At 35.5% G+C, this 23,487-nt stretch carries 23 protein-coding genes; 21 read left to right on the top strand and 2 right to left on the bottom strand.

The genetic code is table 11. The features are described 5' to 3' along the window. Window positions 1-82 precede the first annotated feature (82 nt). Window positions 83-652 (top strand): 16S rRNA (guanine(966)-N(2))-methyltransferase RsmD, encoded by a 570-nt coding sequence (rsmD, locus tag ACTNEP_RS03400; RefSeq protein WP_441160233.1) that lies wholly within the window; start codon window positions 83-85, stop codon window positions 650-652. After that, window positions 645-1,130, top strand: a complete 486-nt coding sequence (gene coaD, locus ACTNEP_RS03395; RefSeq protein ID WP_441160231.1) for a pantetheine-phosphate adenylyltransferase — start codon at window positions 645-647, stop codon at window positions 1,128-1,130. Before rsmD ends, coaD begins: the two co-directional genes overlap by 8 nt. Here the strand turns inward: coaD and ylbJ are convergent. Next, complete coding sequence (gene ylbJ / locus ACTNEP_RS03390) at window positions 1,127-2,314, bottom strand: sporulation integral membrane protein YlbJ (protein WP_441160230.1); 1,188 nt, start codon at window positions 2,312-2,314, stop codon at window positions 1,127-1,129. The two genes, coaD and ylbJ, sit on opposite strands and share 4 nt — an antisense overlap. 164 nt (window positions 2,315-2,478) lie before the next feature. Between ylbJ and ACTNEP_RS03385 the strand changes: the two genes are divergently transcribed. Then, window positions 2,479-3,498: a SepM family pheromone-processing serine protease gene (locus tag ACTNEP_RS03385; RefSeq protein WP_441160229.1), complete on the top strand. Its 1,020-nt coding sequence runs from the start codon at window positions 2,479-2,481 to the stop codon at window positions 3,496-3,498. A 35-nt stretch (window positions 3,499-3,533) separates the two neighbouring features. Here the strand turns inward: ACTNEP_RS03385 and ACTNEP_RS03380 are convergent, their stop codons facing one another. Then, window positions 3,534-4,748, bottom strand: a complete 1,215-nt coding sequence (locus ACTNEP_RS03380; RefSeq protein WP_441160228.1) for a nucleotidyltransferase — start codon at window positions 4,746-4,748, stop codon at window positions 3,534-3,536. A gap of 177 nt (window positions 4,749-4,925) precedes the next feature. Between ACTNEP_RS03380 and ACTNEP_RS03375 the strand changes: the two genes are divergently transcribed. From ACTNEP_RS03375 to ACTNEP_RS03290, 18 genes are all read left to right on the top strand, one after another. After that, a complete protein-coding gene (locus ACTNEP_RS03375) occupies window positions 4,926-5,453 on the top strand; it encodes a YceD family protein (RefSeq protein WP_441160226.1) in 528 nt (175 codons plus the stop codon). Window positions 5,454-5,485: 32 nt separating this feature from the next. Next, window positions 5,486-5,659, top strand: coding sequence for a 50S ribosomal protein L32 (gene rpmF, locus ACTNEP_RS03370; protein ID WP_018932780.1), 174 nt, complete (start codon window positions 5,486-5,488; stop codon window positions 5,657-5,659). A 395-nt stretch (window positions 5,660-6,054) separates the two neighbouring features. Continuing rightward, a complete protein-coding gene (locus tag ACTNEP_RS03365) occupies window positions 6,055-6,504 on the top strand; it encodes an RsfA family transcriptional regulator (RefSeq protein ID WP_441160225.1) in 450 nt (149 codons plus the stop codon). 170 nt (window positions 6,505-6,674) lie between these two features. Further along, complete coding sequence (locus ACTNEP_RS03360) at window positions 6,675-7,079, top strand: DUF3397 family protein (RefSeq protein WP_441160224.1); 405 nt, start codon at window positions 6,675-6,677, stop codon at window positions 7,077-7,079. Window positions 7,080-7,165: 86 nt separating this feature from the next. Further along, complete coding sequence (gene bshC / locus ACTNEP_RS03355) at window positions 7,166-8,788, top strand: bacillithiol biosynthesis cysteine-adding enzyme BshC (protein WP_441160223.1); 1,623 nt, start codon at window positions 7,166-7,168, stop codon at window positions 8,786-8,788. 381 nt (window positions 8,789-9,169) lie between these two features. Next, entirely contained in the window at window positions 9,170-9,490 is a 321-nt protein-coding gene (locus ACTNEP_RS03350) for an ArsR/SmtB family transcription factor (RefSeq protein ID WP_441160222.1), read from the top strand. 29 nt (window positions 9,491-9,519) lie between these two features. Continuing rightward, the gene (locus ACTNEP_RS03345; RefSeq protein ID WP_441160221.1) at window positions 9,520-10,011 is read left to right on the top strand and encodes an SRPBCC family protein; all 492 of its coding nucleotides are present in this window, start codon (window positions 9,520-9,522) and stop codon (window positions 10,009-10,011) included. A gap of 435 nt (window positions 10,012-10,446) precedes the next feature. After that, on the top strand, window positions 10,447-10,878 hold the full coding sequence (gene mraZ / locus ACTNEP_RS03340; RefSeq protein ID WP_441160220.1) for a division/cell wall cluster transcriptional repressor MraZ: 432 nt from the start codon (window positions 10,447-10,449) through the stop codon (window positions 10,876-10,878). 24 nt (window positions 10,879-10,902) lie between these two features. Then, window positions 10,903-11,862 (top strand): 16S rRNA (cytosine(1402)-N(4))-methyltransferase RsmH, encoded by a 960-nt coding sequence (gene rsmH, locus ACTNEP_RS03335; protein ID WP_441160219.1) that lies wholly within the window; start codon window positions 10,903-10,905, stop codon window positions 11,860-11,862. A gap of 15 nt (window positions 11,863-11,877) precedes the next feature. Continuing rightward, complete coding sequence (gene ftsL / locus ACTNEP_RS03330; RefSeq protein ID WP_441160218.1) at window positions 11,878-12,258, top strand: cell division protein FtsL; 381 nt, start codon at window positions 11,878-11,880, stop codon at window positions 12,256-12,258. A 10-nt stretch (window positions 12,259-12,268) separates the two neighbouring features. After that, window positions 12,269-14,482: a penicillin-binding transpeptidase domain-containing protein gene (locus ACTNEP_RS03325; RefSeq protein WP_441160217.1), complete on the top strand. Its 2,214-nt coding sequence runs from the start codon at window positions 12,269-12,271 to the stop codon at window positions 14,480-14,482. Window positions 14,483-14,727: 245 nt separating this feature from the next. Continuing rightward, the gene (locus ACTNEP_RS03320; protein ID WP_441160216.1) at window positions 14,728-16,653 is read left to right on the top strand and encodes a stage V sporulation protein D; all 1,926 of its coding nucleotides are present in this window, start codon (window positions 14,728-14,730) and stop codon (window positions 16,651-16,653) included. A 225-nt stretch (window positions 16,654-16,878) separates the two neighbouring features. Beyond that, window positions 16,879-18,336 carry a UDP-N-acetylmuramoyl-L-alanyl-D-glutamate--2,6-diaminopimelate ligase gene (locus ACTNEP_RS03315; RefSeq protein ID WP_441160215.1) on the top strand — a complete coding sequence of 486 codons (1,458 nt, stop codon included), beginning with the start codon at window positions 16,879-16,881 and terminating at the stop codon, window positions 18,334-18,336. A 48-nt stretch (window positions 18,337-18,384) separates the two neighbouring features. Further along, window positions 18,385-19,371, top strand: coding sequence for a phospho-N-acetylmuramoyl-pentapeptide-transferase (mraY, locus tag ACTNEP_RS03310; protein ID WP_441160213.1), 987 nt, complete (start codon window positions 18,385-18,387; stop codon window positions 19,369-19,371). Beyond that, the gene (gene murD, locus ACTNEP_RS03305; protein ID WP_441160212.1) at window positions 19,368-20,714 is read left to right on the top strand and encodes a UDP-N-acetylmuramoyl-L-alanine--D-glutamate ligase; all 1,347 of its coding nucleotides are present in this window, start codon (window positions 19,368-19,370) and stop codon (window positions 20,712-20,714) included. Before mraY ends, murD begins: the two co-directional genes overlap by 4 nt. Before the next feature lie 99 nt (window positions 20,715-20,813). Continuing rightward, the gene (gene spoVE / locus ACTNEP_RS03300) at window positions 20,814-21,911 is read left to right on the top strand and encodes a stage V sporulation protein E (RefSeq protein ID WP_441160589.1); all 1,098 of its coding nucleotides are present in this window, start codon (window positions 20,814-20,816) and stop codon (window positions 21,909-21,911) included. A gap of 104 nt (window positions 21,912-22,015) precedes the next feature. Beyond that, window positions 22,016-22,810, top strand: a complete 795-nt coding sequence (locus ACTNEP_RS03295; protein WP_441160211.1) for a cell division protein FtsQ/DivIB — start codon at window positions 22,016-22,018, stop codon at window positions 22,808-22,810. Continuing rightward, the gene (locus ACTNEP_RS03290; RefSeq protein ID WP_441160210.1) at window positions 22,800-23,486 is read left to right on the top strand and encodes a DUF881 domain-containing protein; all 687 of its coding nucleotides are present in this window, start codon (window positions 22,800-22,802) and stop codon (window positions 23,484-23,486) included. The genes ACTNEP_RS03295 and ACTNEP_RS03290 overlap by 11 nt, the downstream gene beginning before the upstream one ends. The last annotated feature ends 1 nt before the right edge of the window (window position 23,487 follow it).

The following is a 23,487-nucleotide window of genomic DNA, read 5'->3' as shown; positions in this document are numbered from 1 at the left end:
TTTTATACAAATGAATTTGAGAATTTCACTATTTTCATGCTATAGTAAGATAGATTTAAAAAGCAGGAAAGAGGGGAATATTTTGAGAATAATTGCTGGTGATCTTAAGGGTAACAGAATTCAGCCAGTCCCTAATCAATTAACACGCCCTACGGGTGATAAGATAAAAGAATCTTTATTTCAAATGATTGGCCCTTTCTTTAACGGAGGAATTTGTCTCGATTTATTCGCAGGAAGTGGCGCATTGGCGATAGAAGCGATCAGCAGGGGAATGGATAGTGCGATTTTAGTTGATAAACAGTCAAAAGCAGTCTCTATTATTCATCAAAACGTTGACCATTTACATATTAAAGATAAAGTTGAAATATATCGTAACGATGCCTTCAGAGCATTAAAGGCCATTCAAAAAAGGGAATTACAATTTGATATAATCTTTCTAGATCCTCCATATCATAAAGTCTCGTATGACAAGTTGTTAAAAAGTATTAGTACAATTGACATTATGAAGGATAACGGACTGATTATTTGTGAACATGATCCGCATACTAAAATGGAAATAGACAATCAAAGGTATGATGTATGGAAAAGCGAAGTATACAATAATACTACAGCAATCACAATTTTTAGGAAAGGTGTGAAAGGTGTTGACTAGACTTGCAATTTGTCCAGGTAGTTTCGATCCGGTAACAAATGGTCATCTGGATATTATTCTTAGAGGAGCTAAGGTTTTTGATAAAGTAATTGTTGCCGTTTTTAATAATCAATCAAAAAAACCATTATTTTCTGTTGAGGAAAGAGTTCACCTCTTACAAAAAGCAACAGAAGATATCGATAACGTATCAGTAGATGCATGTAATGGCTTGTTAATGGATTATGCGAAAAGCAAAAATGCGCAGGCAGTACTAAGAGGATTAAGGGCTGTCTCCGATTTCGAATATGAATTACAGATTACGTCAATGAACCGAAAATTAAACGAAGAAATTGAAACATTTTTCATGATGACGAATAATCAATATTCTTTCTTAAGTTCAAGTATGGTTAAAGAAATTGCAAAATATCAGGCAAATGTAGCAGATCTAGTGCCTCCAGTAGTTGAAGAGGCACTAAAAGAGAAATTTAGTATTAGCTAATTTTTCTGTTTGATTAAAATTATTAGATAGATACATAATGCCGTCAACGTAATAATGAATCCGGATTGTTCAAAGATCGTGTAGATAGTTTGGATGTTGTGAATCGAAGGCTGAGCCGAAACAGATGTGATAGTATCCTGAGTTAATTGGCTTTTGTAAATAGGTACATATAAAAGACAAACAATAATACTAGCAAAAACACCATGTAATAAACGTGCAAAGAAATAAGGAGCAAATCGTATGTCTGTCTCGGCCAGTATACTGGCGACTTGAGCTTGGACAGAAAAACCATTAAAGGCCAAGATAACGGAAACTAAAATAGCTTTTATTAAAGTAGAAGTCTCTGTATTGGAGACTTCGTTTGCTCCTATGGTTATTTCAAACAAGCCTGAGAAAAATGGTAGAGCCATCTCTGTTGGGATATGAAACCAGCTTAAGATAACAGCAATGCCTCCAGAAAGAAATTGTGCGATTTGCACTTCGCGGAGGATCTCTGTTAACACAGAAAAAAGAATAATAAATCCACCGATAATCAGTAACGTTTGAATGGAGTGGGTTACTGAATCCCCCAATATTTTACCAATCGCTCTTTTCTCTTTTACTCTTGCTAAGTGTAGCTGTGAAAAAGCTTTAGAAATGGAAAAATGCTGTAATGAATAACGTTTTCTATCGTGATTTTTGTAAAATCGCATACAAATACCGACAAGAAAATTACTAGTATAATGAGTAATAGCTAATAAAATACCTAATTGATGGTCATGAAAAAAACCGATCGAAACGGCTCCGACTATAAAAAGTGGATTAGATGCATTGGTAAAGCTAACAAGTCTCTCTGCTTCTGTTTTTGTTAATTGATTTTCTTGTCTTAATCTTGCGGTGAATTTTGCCCCAGACGGATAACCGCTAGCCATCCCCATAGACCAGACAAATCCGCCTACCCCAGGGACATTAAATAATGGTCTCATCACCGGTTCGAATAACACCCCGATAAAATGTACCACTCCAAAGGCTATTAATAATTCTGCCATTATAAAAAAAGGTAATAATGAGGGGAAGACAACATTTGCCCAGACATCTAAACCTCTTTGGCTAGCTTTTAATACTTCCTGAGGAAAGGTTATAATCATGACAGCCATAAATGCGGAAGCTGATGCATAAATAATAGAATACAACTTTTGCTTCAAGTTTTGCACTCCTTTGATAGCACTTTTCTGTACCTTTATTAAAATGAGTAGTAAAATATGTAGTGTTTTTAAGTTTGTCCTACATTTAAATATACGCAACAATAAAGGAGAAATATGACATATCGTTAGATAAATTTGAATGACCACGAGAAAGAAGGGATTACATGTTTCAAAATAGAGACAAAGCAAAGATACTGGGGTTTTTCATTGGGTTAATTATCATTTTTTTAGTATTTAGTTATCAGTTACCATATTATATTCATAAACCGGGACATGCAGATCCACTCAACCCTGTAGTAGAAGTCGAAGGTGCATCTGAGAGTGAAGGAGATATGCATCTAGTAACAATCCAAGGCGGTAGAGCAACTCCCTTTCAATATATGCTAGCGCTATGGCGAGATTATTATGATGTACTCCCTATTGAGGAAGTACTACTGGATGGCATGACAGATGAAGAATATCGCCAAATGCAATTAATGATGATGGAAAGCTCACAAGAAGCTTCAACTGTTGTGGCTTATGAAGCAGCGGAAAAAGAGATTAACATTGACTATGAAGGAGTTTATGTTGTTTCCGTTGTAGAGGACATGCCTGCAGATGGGATATTACAATCGGCTGATCAAATACTTGAAATTGACGGAAATATTATTTATGAAGCACAGGATTTGATCGATTATGTTACTGCAAAAGATGTAGGAGATACGATTTCATTAACCATTGAACGTGATGAGGAGACACTTGAGGAAGAGATTCGCTTGCAAGCTCTAGAGGAATTAAATGGGCAACCAGGAATTGGGATACAGCTCGTTACCAATCGTAGTGTTACGGTATCACCGGAATTAACGTTTTCTAGTGGCGAGATTGGTGGTCCGAGTGCAGGATTGATGTTCGCATTAGAAATTTATGATCAGTTAATAGAGGAGGATATCACAAAAGGTTATCAAATTGCTGGTACAGGCGAGATCGATTATCAAGGAAATGTGGGTAGAATAGGAGGCGTCGATAAAAAAGTAGTCGCGGCGGATCGGGCAGAATGTGATGTGTTCTTTGCACCTAATGAAAATGGGAGAGAAAATTCTAATTATCAAATTGCCAAACAAGTTGCTGAAGAAATTGGAACAGATATGGAAATAGTGCCTGTTGACACTTTTGATGACGCATTGGATTACCTCAATAATTTATAACAAAGGAGATTGTGCCATTATTTAAGACACCTTGATTATGGTGTCTTAAATAATGGTTTTTGATATGCTTGTTTTTTTAATTGTTGTTGAGAAGCTTCCGGTAAAATACTGTAATAGGCATGATCAACCCGATCTTCAAACGCTTGATAGGGATATGGCTGTTTACTGCTTGTATACCATTTAACATCGACTTCTTTTCTTCGGACACTTAAATAATTTTGTCCAGTCTTACTCATAGCTAAAATACGAATAGCGGAAGGTTTTTCTTTATGCACTAATGATGCAATATCACTTGTGCGCGTATTTGTCAATATATGGGTGAAAACTCGTTGCAAACTAGTCCAAGTATATCTTTTTGTTTTCAGCAGCTCCATCCAATTAGTGAAAGTTTCCGCTTGTTTAGCGGTATTTACAATTCGATACTCTAATCCTTCCTTTACACCTTGTATATCACTAAATTCTTCGCTTCTCATTGTTAAGACACGATATTTCAATAAATGAAAATATGCTTCCCAATAATGCCAGGAACGATGTCTTTCTTTATAACCTATAAGAGCTGCTTTTGTTATCGACGGAACAGCATCGTTTAGTTGTTCTATATTTGCATCTTTTGCAAGTAGTTGATTTCGAATACTTGTGGCACTTGCAATGGAATCATGAATTTCTCGATCATGATAATTGTTTTTAATACGTTTAATAGTGAAAGGAGTTATGTTTGTATGTAAATCGTAAATGTTTTTCACGTATTGATACCCTAGTATATTATTCGGTTTGCTGAAATCAATAGAGAGTTCTTTTCCGCCAATGCTGGAAAAAGCAATATCGTTTGCTTTAGGGTAAGAATAGCCTTGCTTTAAGGATTGAGTTAAAAAATAATTATATTCCTCTCGATGGTTGTTGATGAAATGATACATATTATTAAAATCTTGCATTTTGCCATGTTCACTTCCGAAACATAACGAATCAACCTTTAAGCTGTTCAATATTTTCACTGCTCCATTTGCAAAGAGTTCACTATGTTGTACAGCGTAAAAATAAGGTAGTTCAATCACGAGGTCAATTCCTTGTTCTAGTGCGATTTTTGCTCTTGTAAACTTATCTACAATTGCTGGTTCGCCTCGTTGAAGAAAGTTACCACTCATTACAGCAATCATACAATCAGCTCTTGTAATCTTTTTTGCCTGTTGAAAGTGATAATGGTGTCCGTTATGATAGGGATTATATTCAACTATTAATCCACATGCTTTCATAGTAATCTCCTCCACAATTTGGCTAATGAATGATCTTTTAGGTTAATGTACAAAATAAGGATATTGTATAAAGTAGTATAGCATAGAAAATAATAAATGTTTGTTGTGTAAAGAAAATATATTGACAAATGGGTCAATACATTTTAAAATATTTCTTGTTGCCTTGAGGTGAGTATAATGAAATTATATATCCAAAAACTTAAACAGTCACAGGGAGAATCCGTTCCTTATCGTGAGGAAGTAGATATCTCAGATATCGCCGAGTTGGATAATGATATCCGAAGAATTGATCCAGTTTTAGTTGAGGGAACAGCTAGGATGGATGGTGAAGATATAACTTGTGATTATCAAATTCAAGGAACGATGATTCTCCCATGTGCGAGAACATTAGTAGATGTACCGTATGATTTTTCCATACATGCAATCGAATTCTTTACGATATCCTCTTATCGTGAAGGGGAGGACGTGCATTTGATAAATGGTGAGGTGCTTGACTTAACTCCATTTATCAAGGAAAATGTATTATTAGAAATACCGCTGAGAGTGTTTGCTGATCAAGATGAATTAGAAGCGAATACGATGAAAGAAGGCCAAGGGTGGACACTGATTACAGAAGAAGAAAAATCAGAGACTGTTGATCCACGCCTAGAAAAATTGAAATCTTTATTAGATGACAAGAGTAATGAGAAAGATAGTAAAGGATAGATCTTTACTTCTCTTTAAAGGAGGTGTAACGTATGGCAGTACCTAAGCGCAGAACTTCAAAAAAAGTAAAAAATCAACGTCGTACTCATAAAAAATTACATGTACCAGGAATGGTAGAATGTTCAAATTGTGGTGAACTTACAAAACCTCACCATGTATGTAAATCCTGTGGGCAATATGATGGAAAGCAAGTAGTGGAACAATAATTTTATATGTTGTACAACCATAGTGTAAGAGTTTGATCTCTTACACTATTTTTATGCCTTCCTTCCTTACTTTCTTCCTTCCTTGATTAACCAATAACAACTACTTGTGAAGCTTATGTCCGATTCATGTTGCAGCTAATACTTATGCCTTCTTATGTAAGGAGAACTAGGTAGATATCTTAATTTCCTGGAGGGATTGTTTTCTATCATCAGTTCCCTACAATAAACGCGAGTATCAGGCCGGATCCACTATTCATTAAAGTCGTATTCGCTCTCTGTTAATTTAAACAATGTGAAAATGTAGGGAGGGGCACTAATGAGGTTTCTTTAATAATTATATGTCTATCTCTTCTATTAATTGCATACATTGTAACAAGAATAGAGGAGGTGGAGTTGTGCAAGGGAATCGACAAGATGCTTGGACTAGTGATGAAGATATTTTGCTAGCTGAAACAGTCTTACGCCATATTCGCGAAGGGAAAACACAGCTAGAGGCATTTAAGGAAGTAGGTGAGAAATTATCTAGAACTTCTGCCGCATGTGGCTTTCGTTGGAATGCAACTTTGAGAAAACAGTATGATGAAGCTATTCAACTGGCAAAACAGAATCGGAAGAAAATAGCTTATCACACGAATAAAAAGTTAGATGCTAGTCATTCTGGTCAACCAAACATTCACGAAGTAATTCAAACATTGGAGCGTTTGCAAAAATATTATCAGGAAATAGACCATCAGGAAGAATTACGTAAGTTAATGGAAGAAAATAAAAAATTAAAACAAACGATAAATCAGTATCAAGCTTTTATGGAGACTGTAGAGCAAGCTATGGAAAAATTCAAGCATTAATACCTTCATACTATAGGTTGAACCTCATCGAAAAGGTGAGGTTTTTATGTTCCTCTCTTAATTTATTCGAAAAGAGCTTGCACAAGTTCAAAAGTCTAATATAATAAATATTAATATGACCAAAAGTAATGGTATAAAAGTTATACAAAAGATTGAAGTGAGGTTGTTGTATGGTTGAGGGTTTGTACTATCTGCTTGCATTAATGATTACGTTACCGTTTGCTATAACATTTTTAGTGTATAAATTATCCTGTAAATTGGTTGGAGAAAAGCGATATTCCTTCCACCTTGCGATTGATTCGACAACTATTTTATACATTGCATCAGTCGCTGCCATTATTTACACTGTTTTTTCCATTAATCCTATTAGATATATTGTTCTTATTTTGTTAGTTATTTTAATTATATGTGTGTTCGTTCATTGGAAGGTGTATGCAGATATTGTTTTTTTACATGTGTGGAAGCGTTTCTGGAAAGTAACCTTTTTACTATTCTTCGCATTATATATTATCAATATTTTATACGGCATTTTATATAATATAAGCATGGTTTTTTCATTGAATTTATATTTATAAACAAATTATGTGCTTTTATCGTTTGCATTATGTACAATACTATTGGATTACTATTGTACATATTAATACAAAGGAGCAGTTCATTAATGCGCATCGAATCCCAAAGACTCGATTTACATAATAAATTTATCTTAGATTATGAAAAGGAAGTAAAGAATTTATTGGATCATTTTGATTATAATCCTTATCAAGAAAATGTTTTTGAAGAAAGGGTAAGGGATTTAAAAGGAATGACATTCCAAAGGAACGCGCTTGCTGATGTCTTAACAACTTTAAATCAACGCTGGTTTGCTGCTGAAGCAACCTATAAGAATATTGAAAGACTAAGAGATGAAAATAGTGTGGTTGTTATTGGAGGTCAACAAGCAGGTATACTGTCGGGGCCACTTTATACCATCAATAAAATTATCTCGATTATATCTTTAGCAAGAGAGCAGGAAGAGTTACTAGGTATTCCAGTATTACCTGTTTTTTGGATTGCAGGAGAGGACCACGATTTTGACGAAGTAAATCATATTTATTTACCTGAAGAAACAGAACTTCGAAAATATCCAATAATTGATCATCATAAGGAAAGAACTTCTGTATCTAATCGACAATTAAACGAAGAACAAGCATTTGAATGGTTAAAAGCTACTTTTCGTTCTTTAAAAGAAACCGCTTATACAAAAGAATTGTTTTACTCTTTACGTGACAAGCTTTCAAATGCTACTACTTTTGTTGATTTTTTTGCGTCATTTGTGCATGAGATCTTTGCTGATACTGGGCTAATTTTAATTGATTCTGGTAATAGTGCAGTGCGCAAATTAGAATCATCCTACTTTCGTGAAATAATTAAAAAGCAAGTAGCAATAAGTAGAGGGGTATATAATTCCCTACAGTCAATGAGAACAAAAGGATACCATGTAAGTGTGGATGCGAATCAAGATGATGGTCATTTGTTTGTGGAAGTAGAGGGAGAAAGAATTCTCCTTCAAAAAAATGAAGAAAAATGGGTAGGTAAAAATGGTGAATGTCAATTTACCAACCAGCAGCTTTTAGAAATAGCGGAAGCAACACCCGAAAGATTAAGTAATAATGTAGTAACAAGACCATTAATGCAAGAAAAGTTATTTCCAACTCTTGCTTTTTTTGCTGGCCCAAGTGAGGCTGCATATTGGTCTATCCTAAAAGAAGCATTCCATACTGTATCATTAAGAATGCCACCAGTGTTACCACGCGTATCCTTAACATTCGTAGAGGAAAAAATATCAAAATTATTAGATAAGTACCATCTAGATGTCCGTACTGCTGTAAATAATGGGGTATTGACTAAGAAACAAAATTGGTTATCCGCCCAGACTAGCAGGCCAGTTGAAGAAATGACCAATCAGTTGAAGTATGCCATAGAACAAACACATCTTCCATTAAGAGAAATTACAAAAGATTTATCCGATGATGTTTCACAATATGCAGAAAAGAATCTCCACTTATTGTTACAGCAAGTGGATCAGCTTTCAAATAGGTTAAATAAAGAATATTCCAAAAAATATCATACACACCTAAAAGAGTTTGATTATATTCAAATGCACTTAAAACCTGAGAATGGCCTCCAAGAACGAATTTGGAATATTACTTATTTCCTTAACCTTCATGGCTTTGAATGGATGAAGCATATTAATAGTTACACGTTTGATTGGCGAAAACAACATTATATCGTGTATTTATAAATAATAAGGAACGGATTACTTTGTAAAATTAAAGGTAAGTGATTGTATGTTTTTATTAGAACAGCAGCTTATCTATAATGACAAACATTATAGGATAATTAGTACATCACTGGATATAGTGGTGTACTTTTTGTTAGTAGACCTCTAAATAACACTACAACAACATTTGTAAAATATTAAAAAACCTATAATTCCTTTACAAGAATATTCTTATTGTGTTATATTCTTATTGAGGAATATTGATTATACATGAAAACTTCATAACCACAATGCCATTTTTACAGGGTTGTGTGCGAATTTGGAGGGGATAGTAAAAAAGTAGTCGTTACAATTTAATTAGTTTAAATTGCAATGTTTTATGGGTAGGGGTGGATTCTATAAATGGATACTACAATATTGAACGCTCTTTCTGAATCCAATCGTTTACAGATTGTAGAGCTTTTACGAGAAGGTCCACTTACAGTGGGAGAAATAGCAGATCAACTACAAATCCGTCAGCCGCAAGCTTCTAAACACCTTCGAGTCCTTAGTGATGCAGGGATTGTTAAAGTGCATGCTGAAGCAAATCGTCGGATATACCAATTACGGCCTGAGCCATTTGTCCAATTAAATGGGTGGCTTGAATCTTATCTCCGTATTTGGGAAGAAAGGTTTGATAACTTGGATAATTATCTAAAAGAAATGGAAGAAAAAGAAAAGTAATAAAATTTAAAATTGATGGAGGTTATAAAATGAGTACTACTAAAAACACGTCCGTGGAAGTTGAAGGAAAAGAAATTATTGTAAAGCGAGTTTTTAAGGCATCACGTGAATTAGTCTGGAAAGCATGGAGCCAGCCAGAACATTTAAAAAACTGGTGGGGACCAAAAGGTTTTTCGGTTACAACTTCAGCATTTGAAATGAAACCAGGAGGTATTTGGAGATTTATTATGAAAGGGCCAGATGGTGTGGAATATCCAAACAAGATCACCTTTCAGGAAATTGTAAAACCAGAACGTCTCGTTTACACATCCGCCGATGATATAGAAGGGGACCCTGGTGAATTTCAGACCATAATAACTTTAGTTGAAGAAGACAACCATACATTACTTACTCAACGAATGATCTTTTCTTCTGCAGAAATTAGAGAACAGGTAGCTCGGGAGTTTGGAGCCATTGAGGGAGCTAATCAAACCCTTGATCGACTTGAAACAGAATTAAAAAAAATAAGTTCATTTCTATAAAAAATATTGAGAGTGAACCAACCTTCGAGTAGCATTTCCAATAAATAATTAAACCTTTATTTCGGCTGCCATAAACGGCAGCTTTTTTTTATTCAATATCTTATTAGTGTTAGCTTAATAACAACCAACATCTTGAATTGATATATATAGGTATATGTTATACCTGAGAAGAATAGGCGATACATGTATTTTAATCAAATTATCTCTTTTGGCTTGTAATATATGCTGCTTAATGATAGAAAATTTTAAACACTTGCACAGGATAAAGAAAAACGGGTAGCTACTCGTTTTTTTTAATTGTTTAAAAACCTTAATATGAGTACTTTTCATCAGATTAAAATAATTCAATCAAAAAATTGAATTAATTTTTTAAGTTTTAGTGGTGAAAAGTGGGGGAATGTGGTACGATAAAGGTAGAAAGTGGGGTGCCTGGATATGTTCATGGGAGAATATCAACATAACATTGATACCAAAGGACGTATAATTGTTCCTTCTAAGTTCAGAGATGATTTAGGAGAGCAGTTTGTTGTTACTCGTGGTTTAGATCAATGTTTGTTTGCATATCCAATGAGCGAATGGCGCCAATTAGAAGAAAAACTGAAAAAGTTACCACTAACGAAAAAAGATGCACGAGCATTTACCCGTTTTTTCTTTTCTGGAGCAGTTGAATGTGAATTGGATAAGCAGGGAAGAATAAATATACCTGCCCCACTTCGTAAATATGCAGGTATCGAAAAGGAATGTGCAGTTATCGGTGTATCTAATCGTGTTGAATTTTGGGCTGAGGATAAATGGAATGAATTTGTAGACGTATCAGAGGAATCCTTTGCAGAGATTGCAGAAAATATGATGGATTTTGATTTATAAAGACAACAAGATAGGGGTGGCTCCATGTTTGAACATTATACGGTGCTAAAAAAGGAAACCGTGGGTGGTCTAAATATTAATCCTGATGGCATTTATGTTGACTGCACATTAGGTGGTGGTGGGCACTCCGGATACATACTGGAACAATTAGGTGAAAAAGGCAGACTAATTGCATTTGATCAAGATCAGGATGCTATTGATGCCGCTAGAGAAAGGTTAAAAGATTATTCTGAGCAAGTCACTTTTGTACAACGAAATTTTCGTTATCTAAATGAGGAATTAGAAAAATTACAAATAACAGAAGTAAACGGAGTCTTGTTTGATTTAGGTGTATCTTCTCCGCAATTAGACAGAGGGGAAAGAGGATTTAGTTATCAACATGATGCTCCATTAGATATGAGAATGAATCAAGAAAGTGAATTAAATGCATTTGACATTGTTAATAAATGGCCGTATGAAGATCTTGTATCGATTTTCTTCCGATATGGTGAAGAGAAATTTTCTAAACAAATTGCACGAAAAATCGAAGCCGAAAGAGAGAAAAACTCAATAAATACTACATTTGAATTAGTTGAAATTATTAAAGAGGCAATTCCTGCTCCTGCAAGGAGAAAAGGAGGGCACCCTGCAAAACGTATTTTTCAAGCAATTCGAATAGCCGTTAATGATGAGTTGAAAGCTTTTGAAGATGCATTGTATCAAGCAGGACGGTCTCTTTGTATAGGCGGGCGAATAGCGGTCATTACGTTTCATTCGCTGGAAGATCGAATATGCAAACAAGCTTTTAAAAAGTGGAGCACTTCAGCTCCAGTCCCAAAAAATATTCCTATAATACCTGAGGAATTCAAACCTCCATTTCGTCTGATAAATCGTAAACCAATTTTACCATCAGAGAAAGAATTAGAAGAAAATCGGCGTTCAAGGTCAGCTAAACTACGAGTGATCGAAAAAGTTAAAGAGTGGAATGAAGAAATTACGAAATAGAAGGGTGGCAGAAACATGAGCAGTCAACACGCAAGAGTTTATTACACAAACGAGCAAGTAAAAGAACAAGTTCAACATAAGAAAGTTGTCAAAAAGAAAGTAAAAGTTCAAAAGCGGTGGGTTACTCGAGGAGAAAAGGTGATGTATTCTGTCTTTGCTGTCATATTCCTTAGCTTTTCCGCTTATATGGTTACTTACAGTGCTTCATTGGACCAATTAAATCGAAATGTAGAATCATTAAATACACAAATTCAACAGCAAAGCGTACAAAACAAAAACCTTGCTTTTCAACAAAAAGAATTAAGTCAGCCTGAACGGATTATTGAAAATGCAAAAAAACATGGGTTGAAGGTTCAGAATACCCAAGTAAAACAAGCAACTGAATTAACAGATTAGGTGTTGAAAAATGAAAAGTAAAACAACGCAAATCATGCCAATAATTTGGATGGTTATTTTTACCATTTTATTTCTCATCATAGCCGGAAGATTTTTGTATATTCAAGTCTCGGACGAAGTATCTGGTGTTTCCATTCAGGAGTGGGCAGATGAAAAAAGAACCAACAAATACAGTATTCCTGCTAGTAGAGGAACTATTTATGACCGAAATGGCATGGCGCTAGCTCAAGAACATGTTGTATATCGCCTATATGCTGTAGTAGATGAAGCCCAAACGACAAATCCTTTGTCCCCAAAACATGTAAAGGATGTTGAAGATACTGCGAAAAAACTGGCACCTATTTTAGAAATGGAAGAAGGAGAAATTGTTGAGCGACTGGAAGATGGTATAAGTAATGGAAGGTTCCAAGTAGAATTTGGTGCTAATGGTCGGGAATTAAATCAGGAACAGAAAGAGGAAATTGAAGCGCTAGAGTTACCTGGAATAAATTTCATTGAGGAACCAATCCGTTTTTATCCGAATGGTATGTTTGCCTCTCACACCATTGGCTTAACAGATAAACAAGATGATCAAATTGTCGGCATTAATGGTGTTGAAGGGTTTATGAATGATTTGCTTACAGGAAAAAATGGATCGATTTCTTATCAGAGAGATAAGTTCAATATGAAACTATTAGATCCGAAAGAAGTAATAAATGAACCTGAAAATGGGGATGACGTCTTTTTAACGCTTGATCAGAAAATACAAACATTACTAGAAGATGCATTATCTGAGGTGGATGAGGAATATAATCCCGACCGCATGACAGCTATTGTAATGAATGCCAAAACGGGAGAAATCCTTGCTTTGAGTAATAGACCAAGCTATAATCCTAATAATCTAGGAGAAGTAGAAAATTGGTATAATGATGTAATTGCTACACCCTTCGAACCTGGCTCAACTATGAAAATATTTACATTAGCAGCGGCGATTGAGGAAGGAGTGTGGAATCCTGAGGAAGAATTTAAATCAGGTACATACAAAGCAGAGGATAACGTTGAAACAATAGGAGATCACAATGGACGTCGTGGCTGGGGAACGATTAGTTACTTGGAAGGTATACAGAGATCTTCCAATGTAGCTGCAGCAAAGCTAGCGTATGAAAAGATCGGAGCTGATCGATTTTTAGAGTATTTGGAAGCATTTGACTTTGATAAAAAAACTGGTATTGATTTACCAGGAGAAGTAAAAGGCAGGATCCTTTATAATTGGGTAACTGAAAAAGTAACAACTTCATTTGGTCAAGGTACAACTACCACACCAATACAGTTAATGAAAGCAGCTACTGCTATTGCGAATGAAGGAAAAATGTTGAAGCCTTATATTATTGACAGAACATTGGATCATGACACGCAAACGGTTATTGTGGAGAATCAACCAGAAGTAGTTGGTCAACCGATATCTCCTGAAACTGCTAAAGAAACATTAGAAGTACTAGAGACAGTTATTACTTCTGAAAATGGTACAGGTCATAACATCTACAATTTAAATGACTATTCGGTGGCAGGTAAAACTGGTACAGCACAAATAGTCGATCCCGAAACAAATAAGTATAAAGTAGGTAGAGAGAGTTATGTCTTTTCATTTTTAGGTATGGCACCTGCTGACAATCCGGAGCTGATAATGTATGTGTCTGTCAAGGAGCCAAGTTTGGATGAAATGGAGTCAGGTTCAGCACCTGTATCTTTTATTTTCAAGAATGTAATGGAAAACAGCTTACGTTATTTAAATATTGAACCAGATAAAGATGCTGCAGAACCATCTAAAGTCGTAGAGATTCCTGAATGGGAAGGTAAACAAACGGAATCATATGTAAATGAATTGCAAGAACTAGGTATCGAGCCTGTAATTGTCGGAGACGGTGAACAGATCAAAAAGGTGAATCTAGCACCTGGGACAAAGATAACAACGAGACAAACTGTTTTTGTTGCGACAGATAAACTTAACATGCCAGATATGACCGGATGGTCTTTTAGAGACGTATTATCATTCCGAGACTTTTTAAATTTAGATTTAGAATGGTTAGGAAATGGTTATGTGAAAAAGCAAAGTATTGAGGAAGGCAGAGCATTTAATGAACAAGATTATTTAATGGTTGAATTAGAGGAACCGGATGTATCAGCAGATTCGGAAACAAATGCTGACGAAAACGATGCCGGTGAAGGTGAGGAGGAAGAGGAATAGCTCACTTAATCATACACTTTGTATAGATGTTCATTTTGAAATGATGAAAGTGTCCTTCTTTCTGTTTATCCAAGGGTTGTGATAGACTCCGCTTTTGTAAAGCGAACATAAATATTCTTGAAGTTCATCGTTCTTGGTAAAAGCTTATCTAATTCTTCTTTTTAACAATAGCACACAGTGTTCTATTCATCCTTAAGCAAACATATATTGGGACAAACAGTTTCTTGAATTAAAGGAGTAATGTCATGAAACGAATAACCAATATTATGGTTCAGCGCAGAATAGTCACTGTGTTTCTTTTTGCATTATTAATTATGGCAGTTATTGTAGTAAGGTTAGGGTATGTACAATTTATCTGGTCTGATTTTCTAATTGCTGAAGCAGAAGAACTTTGGAGTAGAGATATTGTGTTTGAACCAGAAAGAGGGAAGATTGTTGATATTAATGAAGAGGTTTTGGCGGAGAATGTCTCTGCTCCAACCGTTATGGTTGTACCTAGACAAGTGACAGAGCCAGAAAAAACAGCGGAGCAATTAGCTAATGTATTAGAGATGCCTTATGAAGATGCATTAGAAGCAATGCAAAAAAATGAACGGATCGTTATATTGCAACCAGAAGGTCGAAAGATATCAGAAGAAAAAGCAATGGCAGTTCAAACTTTAGATTTAGAAGGGATATATATTGCAGAAGACTCGATTAGACATTATCCAAATGGTGCTTATTTGTCACATGTTCTTGGGTTTAGCGGAATTGATAATCAAGGATTAACTGGACTCGAGTTGATGTATGAAGACATGTTAAGTGGAACAGAAGGCAGTTTATCCTTTTATAGTGATGCAAAAGGACAGCGCATGCCACAAATGGCTGACAAGTTTACTCCACCTGTTGATGGCTATGATTTGCAGCTTACAATAGACAGTAGGGTTCAAACGATCATGGAGAGGGAATTAGATATAGCAGAGGAGAAATATAATCCTGACGGTGCGATAGCTATTGCAGTGAATCCAAAGGATGGCAGTATACTAGGTATGGCATCAAGACCAAACTTTGACCCGGCAAACTATCAGGAGATCAGTGCCGAAGTATACAATCGCAATTTACCAATTTGGAGTACTTATGAACCTGGTTCTACATTTAAGATTATTACATTGGCTGCAGCTTTGGAAGAAGGGGCTGTAGATTTAGAAAATGATGAATATGTGGATGATGGGGACATTGAAGTAGGTGGCACGCATTTGCATTGTTGGAAAAGTGGTGGACACGGCCATCAAACATTTTTAGAAGTTGTACAAAATTCGTGTAACCCTGGATTTATCGTGTTAGGACAAAAGTTAGGAAAAGAAAAATTATTTTCATATATAGATCAATTTGGTTTTGGACAAAAAACAGGTATTGATCTACAAGGAGAAGCTACTGGAATTTTGTTTGATTTAGATAATGTGGGACCTGTAGAGTTAGCAACCACTGCATTTGGTCAAGGGGTCTCGGTCACTCCTATTCAGCAGGTAATGGCTGTTTCAGCAGCAGTTAATGGCGGTTATTTATACGAGCCTTATGTTGCAAAAGCATTTCTCGATCCGGTAACAGGTGATGCTGTAAATACTTCTGAACCTGTGTTGAAAAATCGAGTTATTTCATCCGAAACATCAAAAGAAATACGTGAGGCTCTGGAATCTGTCGTTGCGTTAGGTACTGGTAGAAGTGCATATGTTGATGGGTATCGAATTGGTGGCAAGACGGGAACAGCCCAAAAAGTTGGTGAAGACGGACAATATATGGAAAATAATCATATTGTATCTTTCATTGGCTTCGCTCCAGCTAATGATCCTGAGATTGTCGTATATGTTGCTGTAGATAATCCAAAGGATGTTGTACAATTTGGTGGGGTGGTAGCTGCTCCGATTGTAGGCACGATTATTGAAGATAGTTTACGTGCCTTAGGAGTCCAAAAACAAGAAGATGGAATTGATAAAGATTATGAATGGCCGGAATCACCACCTGTTGAAGTACCTGACTTAATTGGATTGAACAAAAATGAATTACAGCAATATCTGCTCTCATTAGAGGTAGATGTAGTAGGAGAAGGTGACTATATTATTGATCAAGCACCAGTCGCAGGAGAAAAAGTACAAGAAGGAAGTAAAATCAGGCTTGTTTTAGGCAATAAATAGTTATAAAGTTTTATCGTAATGTTTAAAAGTCTTTGATATAATATTATAGTTGTTTAACATGGTGCATATTGTCTGTAAGTCCCCTGTCAATTGTAAAAAGTAACACAGGGAATCTAACAGACACTAACACCCTAATAAGTTCCGCTACTGATTAGTTGGGACCTAATCCCACACTGATCATAGCCTCATTTTATCAAAAGTAATCAAAAGAAAAAGGTGACAAGGATGAATGCAAAAGATTTAATAAAAAATTTACCAGATTATCAATGTGAACAAAACCTTGATATAATAAATATCGAACAGATAGAAATGGATCATAGACTTTTAAAACCAAATTCTTTATTTGTTTGTATTAAAGGATATACGGTGGATGGCCATCAATTTGCAGAAGCAGCTGTGGAGAATGGGGCAACAGTGATCGTCGCGGAAAGAGAATTGGATGTCTCGGTTCCTGTTGTTATCGTACCGGACACTTCTAGGGCACTTGCTCATTTGGCTAACATGTTTTATGGCCATCCTTCTAGTAAATTGAAAGTGATTGGGGTCACTGGCACAAATGGAAAGACTTCCGTTACCCATATAATCGATGAAATTCACCAGTATGCCAAGCAAAAAACAGCATTAATTGGTACGATTCAAATGATAATGAATGGTGAGAGCTATCCAGTGAAAAATACTACACCGGATGCGTTATTCTTACAGAAAAATTTACATGAGATGGTTAAAAAGGACATAGATGTTGTGACAATGGAAGTATCTTCACATGCATTAGACTTAGGTCGGGTACACGGTGTAGATATAGATATCGCAATATTTACTAATTTAAGTCAAGATCATCTTGATTACCACGATACGATGGAAAGCTATTTGCATGCAAAAAGTTTATTGTTTTCGCAGCTTGGCAGCACGTTAAACCATACAAGACCTAAGTATGCCATTATTAATCAAGATGACGAACATGCAGCCTTCTTAAAAAAAGTAACTGCCCAACCGATTTTAACTTATGGTGTAAAGAATGAAGCTTCTTTTCAGGCTATTAATGTGGAATTGAGGTCTAATGGGGTATCATTTACTATGAAAACACCAAAAGGTGATATACTGATCAATAGTAAATTGATGGGGATGTTTAGTGTTTATAATTTGTTAGCAGCAGCAGCTTCATCTTATGCGTCAGGAATCGGATTAGAAGTAATTCAAAAAGTGTTAAACAATACTTCAGGGGTGAAAGGCCGTTTTCAACCAGTAGATCACGAAAAAGATTTTGGCGTTATTATCGATTATGCACACACACCAGATTCCTTAGAAAATGTCTTATCAACAATTAAGCGATTTTGTGAAGGGAAAATTCATGTTATAGTTGGTTGTGGTGGGGACCGTGATCGTCGTAAAAGACCATTAATGGCAAAAATTGCATGTGATTATGCAGATCAAGCAGTCTTTACATCTGATAATCCACGCTCAGAGTCACCGCAAGCAATCATAGATGATATGACCGAAGGATTGAAAAGAAGCAATTATCAGATTGTTTTAGATCGGGAAGAAGCTATTAAGCAAACGATTGAACAAGCTAATGATAAAGATGTAATATTGATTGCGGGTAAAGGACACGAAACCTATCAAATTATTGGAGATAAAGTATTAGAATTTGACGATGAAAAAATAGCACTGAAATATTTGAATTAACATGTAGTTATCGTCATAGCTGGATAGAGAAGATTGGAGAGAACATGGATGAATGAATTTACATTTTTAATTACAGTAGCGATCGCATTTTTGATTACTGTCCTACTATCCCCTATTTTAATTCCTTTTCTAAAAAGGCTAAAATTTGGACAAAGTATTAGAGAAGAAGGGCCACAGTCACATCAGAAAAAATCGGGCACTCCAACAATGGGTGGTGTCATGATTATACTAAGTATTACAATAACAAGCATAGTTGTCGTTACACGTGTTAATAATGGTGCGTTAGGATATGAAGTCTGGTTATTATTATTAGTCTTAATTGGCTTTGGCTTGTTAGGTTTCCTTGATGATTTTATTAAAGTCGTATTAAAGCGAAATCTCGGATTAACGTCTAAACAGAAGTTGCTAGGACAAATTGTGATAGCAATTATTTTTTATATCGTGTTATTGCAACAAGAATTTTCAACAAGTATTGTGGTTCCAGGTACTACTTTTACGTTTGATTTAGGATGGTTTTATCCTGTTTTTATTATCGTGATGTTAGTAGGGGCATCCAATGCAGTGAATCTTACAGATGGTCTTGATGGCTTATTAGCTGGAACGGCTGCTATTGCTTTCGGAGCATTTGCTATTCTTGCCTGGTATGGTATACCAAACCTTAGTGTGACATTATTTAGTCTTTCGGTAGTTGGTGCATTGCTTGGGTTCCTTGTATTTAATGCACATCCAGCAAAGGTTTTTATGGGAGACACTGGTTCTTTAGCGCTTGGTGGTGCTATTGCCGCTATTGCTATTCTTTTAAAGTTGGAAATTTTATTAGTTATTATTGGTGGTGTATTCGTTCTCGAGACTTTATCTGTTATCATTCAAGTTATTTCTTTCAAAACAAGAGGAAAAAGAATCTTTCTAATGAGCCCGCTTCATCACCATTACGAGTTAAAAGGCTGGTCGGAATGGCGTGTTGTCACCACCTTTTGGGCAGTAGGAATTTTATTTGCAATATTAGGCATTTATATTGAGGTGTTGTCGTCATGAGGAAATTAAAGAACTTCCCATACCGGAAAGTGCTTGTGCTGGGTCTTGCTAAAAGTGGAACAGCTGTAGCGAAATTATTAAATAGGAATGGCGTAGAGGTTATCGCTAATGATTTGAAAACTACTGCAGATGATGAGAATGTACAAAGTCTACATTTGCAGGGTATTTCTGTAATTGTGGGTGATCACCCTTTATCTTTATTGGATGATGTCGATGCAATCATTAAAAACCCGGGTATTCCCTATGAAAATATATTAGTAGAACATGCAATCAACAAACAGCTACCTGTGTTGACGGAGATAGAATTGATACCTTATTTTGGGGTTGATCAGATTGTTGGAATAACGGGATCAAATGGAAAAACAACGACAACAACGCTCATATATGAAATGTTTAAAAAAGCAGATTTTCCTGTTAGTTTAGCAGGAAATATTGGTCATGTTGCGTCTGAAGTTGCTGAACAGATGGATGATAAACAAACGATGATTGCAGAGTTATCTTCTTTTCAATTATTAGGAATTGATACATTTAAACCTAAAATTGCCGTACTGCTTAATCTGTTTGAAGCACATTTGGATTATCATCACACGATTGAACATTATCAGAATGCAAAAGCTAATATATTTAAAAATCAAACAGATCAAGACTATTTAGTATATAATGCCGATGATGAGAGAATAGTAGAGATGATTTTCACTGCACCCGCTAATCTTCTCCCGTTTAGCCGTAAAAAAGTTCTGGCAAACGGTACATATTGTGATGAAAAAGCAATATATTTCCGTGGTGAAAAAGTGATGGAGTTAGCATCAATAGCTTTAGTAGGTGAACATAATCTTGAAAATATATTAGCTGCTATTTCTGTAGCGAAGCTGGAAGGTATCTCTAATCATGTGATCGAAACGGTTTTGATGACATTTACTGGTGTGTCTCATCGACTGCAATTTGTAAAAGAAGTAAATGGACGTCTGTTTTATAATGATTCCAAGGCTACGAATATACTTGCAACTACTAAGGCTTTATCTGCATTTAATCAATCTATTATTCTACTTGCAGGTGGTCTTGACCGAGGAAATGACTTTGATGACTTACTCCCTTATATGGCAAATGTGAAGGCTCTTGTTTTGTTTGGAGAAACGAGTCCAAAATTAAAAAAATTGGGAGAAGCTAGTGGAATAGAACAAATTGAAATAGTAGACACAATGAATGAGGCCGTTCAAAAAGCATATCAGCTATCCAATCAAGATGATGTGGTATTGTTATCACCTGCATGTGCAAGCTGGGATCAATATAAAACCTTTGAGGAAAGAGGCAACATGTTTATGGAATCTGTGCATAAGTTATAATAGGGGCTTGTCTATTATAACTGAGCATATATAATTTTATAGAATAAAAATAAAGCCCCTAATTCATTTTAAGATTTGGGGGTTTTTTTTGTGCAACCGATGTTGAAAAATCAGCATAAGCCAGATTATTTCTTGATCTTTACTATTCTTGCAATTCTGTTGGTGGGAACAGTGATGGTTTATAGTGCCTCCTCGATCTGGGCTGAGTATAAATTTAATGATTCCTTCTATTTTTTGAAGAGACAGCTTTTATTTGCAGGTGTTGGTGTGATAGCGATGTTTATCGTTTCCAACATTCCTTATTTCCAATGGATTAAATACAGGAAATGGATCTTTATTATTTGTTTTATTTTATTAATCGCTGTGTTAATTCCTGGTATAGGTATTGTCAGAGGTGGTGCTAGAAGCTGGATTGGTGTCGGTGCGTTTAGTATTCAGCCTGCAGAATTTATTAAACTTGGGATGATTATGTTTTTAAGTGGTTTTTTGGTCAATCATCAAGATAGAATAACAGAATTTAAAAAAGGATTTCTCCCACCACTTATGCTTTCAGTGCTTGTTTTCCTTATTATTATGCTGCAACCTGATTTAGGAACTGGAATGGTATTTCTTTTAACTTGCTTTTTATTAATATTTGTAGCTGGTGCCAAAATCATACATTTTGTGTTTTTGGCAGGTTTTGGTGTAATAGGATTTCTACTGCTGATTATCTCTGCACCATACAGAATTAATCGGATCACAGCCTTTCTTGATCCCTGGCAGGACCCTTTAGGTACAGGATTTCAAATTATTCAGTCCTTATATGCGATTGGGCCTGGTGGATTATTAGGGGTTGGCTTCGGCAATAGTTTGCAAAAATATTTCTATTTACCAGAGCCGCATAATGATTTTGTTTTTGCGATTATTGCAGAGGAGTTAGGGTTTATCGGTGCAAGCTTTGTTATTGTGTTATTCATTATATTTATATGGCGAGGAATACTGACAGCCATCCACGCACCTGACCTTTTCGCAAAATTGTTAGCAATAGGTATTACTGGTATGATTGCTATTCAAGTAATGATTAATATTAGTGTTGTTATTGGCTTAATTCCTGTAACAGGTATTACCTTACCGTTTTTGAGTTATGGCGGTTCCTCTTTAACATTGACTCTCTGTTCAGTAGGGATATTAATTAATATTAGTAAATATCGGCAATAAAGTTGGGAGATTTGGGTGATACCTAGATAGTAAAGACTATGTTATAATGAAATAAAGGTAAACAAATTTTCAGTGAATGGATGAATAGAAAAGGACGTATTGACATGGTACAAAAAAGAGTCGTTTCGATAGAAGACCGTATTCCTAAGTTGAAACAAGAGCGCAGAAAAAAAGCCAACAGAAAACTGATTTTTTATTTGCTCATCTTTTTTGTATTAATATTTATTGTGATTTACCTTCAGTCACCTATGAGTTACGTGAAAAATATATCAGTGAATGGCTTACAATGGCTCACAGAAGAAGAAATAATTGCCCAAAGTGAGATAGGAGAAAATGTAAACTTTTGGAGGGTTCAACCGAAAGACTTAGAACAAAATATTGTATCACACCCTCAAGTAAAAGAGGCAGAGGTTTCGAGATCTTTCCCAAATACGATTGTAATGGATATAACTGAATTAAACCATGTAGGCTATGTAGAGATCAACGGAAATGTACAACCTCTTTTGGAAAATGGTGATGTATTAGCTGAGATGAATGCTTCCAATCTAAATGGCGATGTTCCAATTTTAAAGGGGTTTAAAGATGATCACTATTTAGATGAAATATCGGAAGAATTAGCTGACCTTTCTGTATATGTTTCTGCCTTGATTTCTGAGGTGAACTGGATTCCATCAGAATCTAATCCTTATAAGATTAAGTTGTATATGACAGATGGACAGGAGGTTGAGTCTTCTATCCGTAACTTATCTTCTTACCTTGGTAGTTATCCATCTATTGTAAGTCAGTTGGATCATAGTAGTGAAGGTATTATTAAGATTGACGAAGGTGGAGCAGTATTCACTCCATATGAAGTAGAAAAGGAAGAAGAGGAGAAGATAGAAGAAGAAAATGAAGAGTAGACAGTTAGTATTTGCATTAGTTTTTCTTGTGTTGGGCTTCTTGCTAACCTTTAGCTATCAGCAGACAAATTCAAACGCAGAAATCGTACAAGTTAATAATCAGGAATGGGAAAGAGATTTTTATTATCGTAAACAGCTAATCGACATGGAAGAAAAAAACAAAGAGCTAAGATCAGAATTAAATCAAATCCGGCAAGAAGTGCAATCCATCGAACAGGAATTGGGGGAAGAAGCCGATATCTTAAAAGATTTGGTAGATACCAAAACAAATTTGCAAAAATTGACCGGAGAACTGTCTATAAGTGGTGAAGGTGTTATCGTGACATTAAAGGACGCAAATTTTATACCTGCAGAAGATCATGCCAATCAATATATTGTACATGACCGGCACATTCATCAGACTGTCAACGAACTGTTTAGTGCAGGTGCAAAAGCTATTGCAATAAATGGACAACGAATATATCGAAATAGTTACATATCTTGTATTGGTCCTGTGATTTCTATTGATGGGAAGTCATATCCTGCACCATTTGTTATTTCTGCAATTGGTGATCAGGAAATTCTCGATGTTAGCTTAAACCTTAGAAATGGTGTTGTCGATAAGCTTGTACAGGATAATATCGAACTGGCAATTGAGAAGAAATCAACTATTGAAATGTATGCAAGGGATATGTGAC

It is taken from the genome of Gracilibacillus sp. HCP3S3_G5_2, from assembly GCF_052063305.1.
Classification (GTDB): domain Bacteria; phylum Bacillota; class Bacilli; order Bacillales; family Amphibacillaceae; genus Gracilibacillus.
The sequence above is the reverse complement of the archived record's forward strand: the minus strand, read 5'-3'. Positions and strand labels throughout refer to the sequence as shown.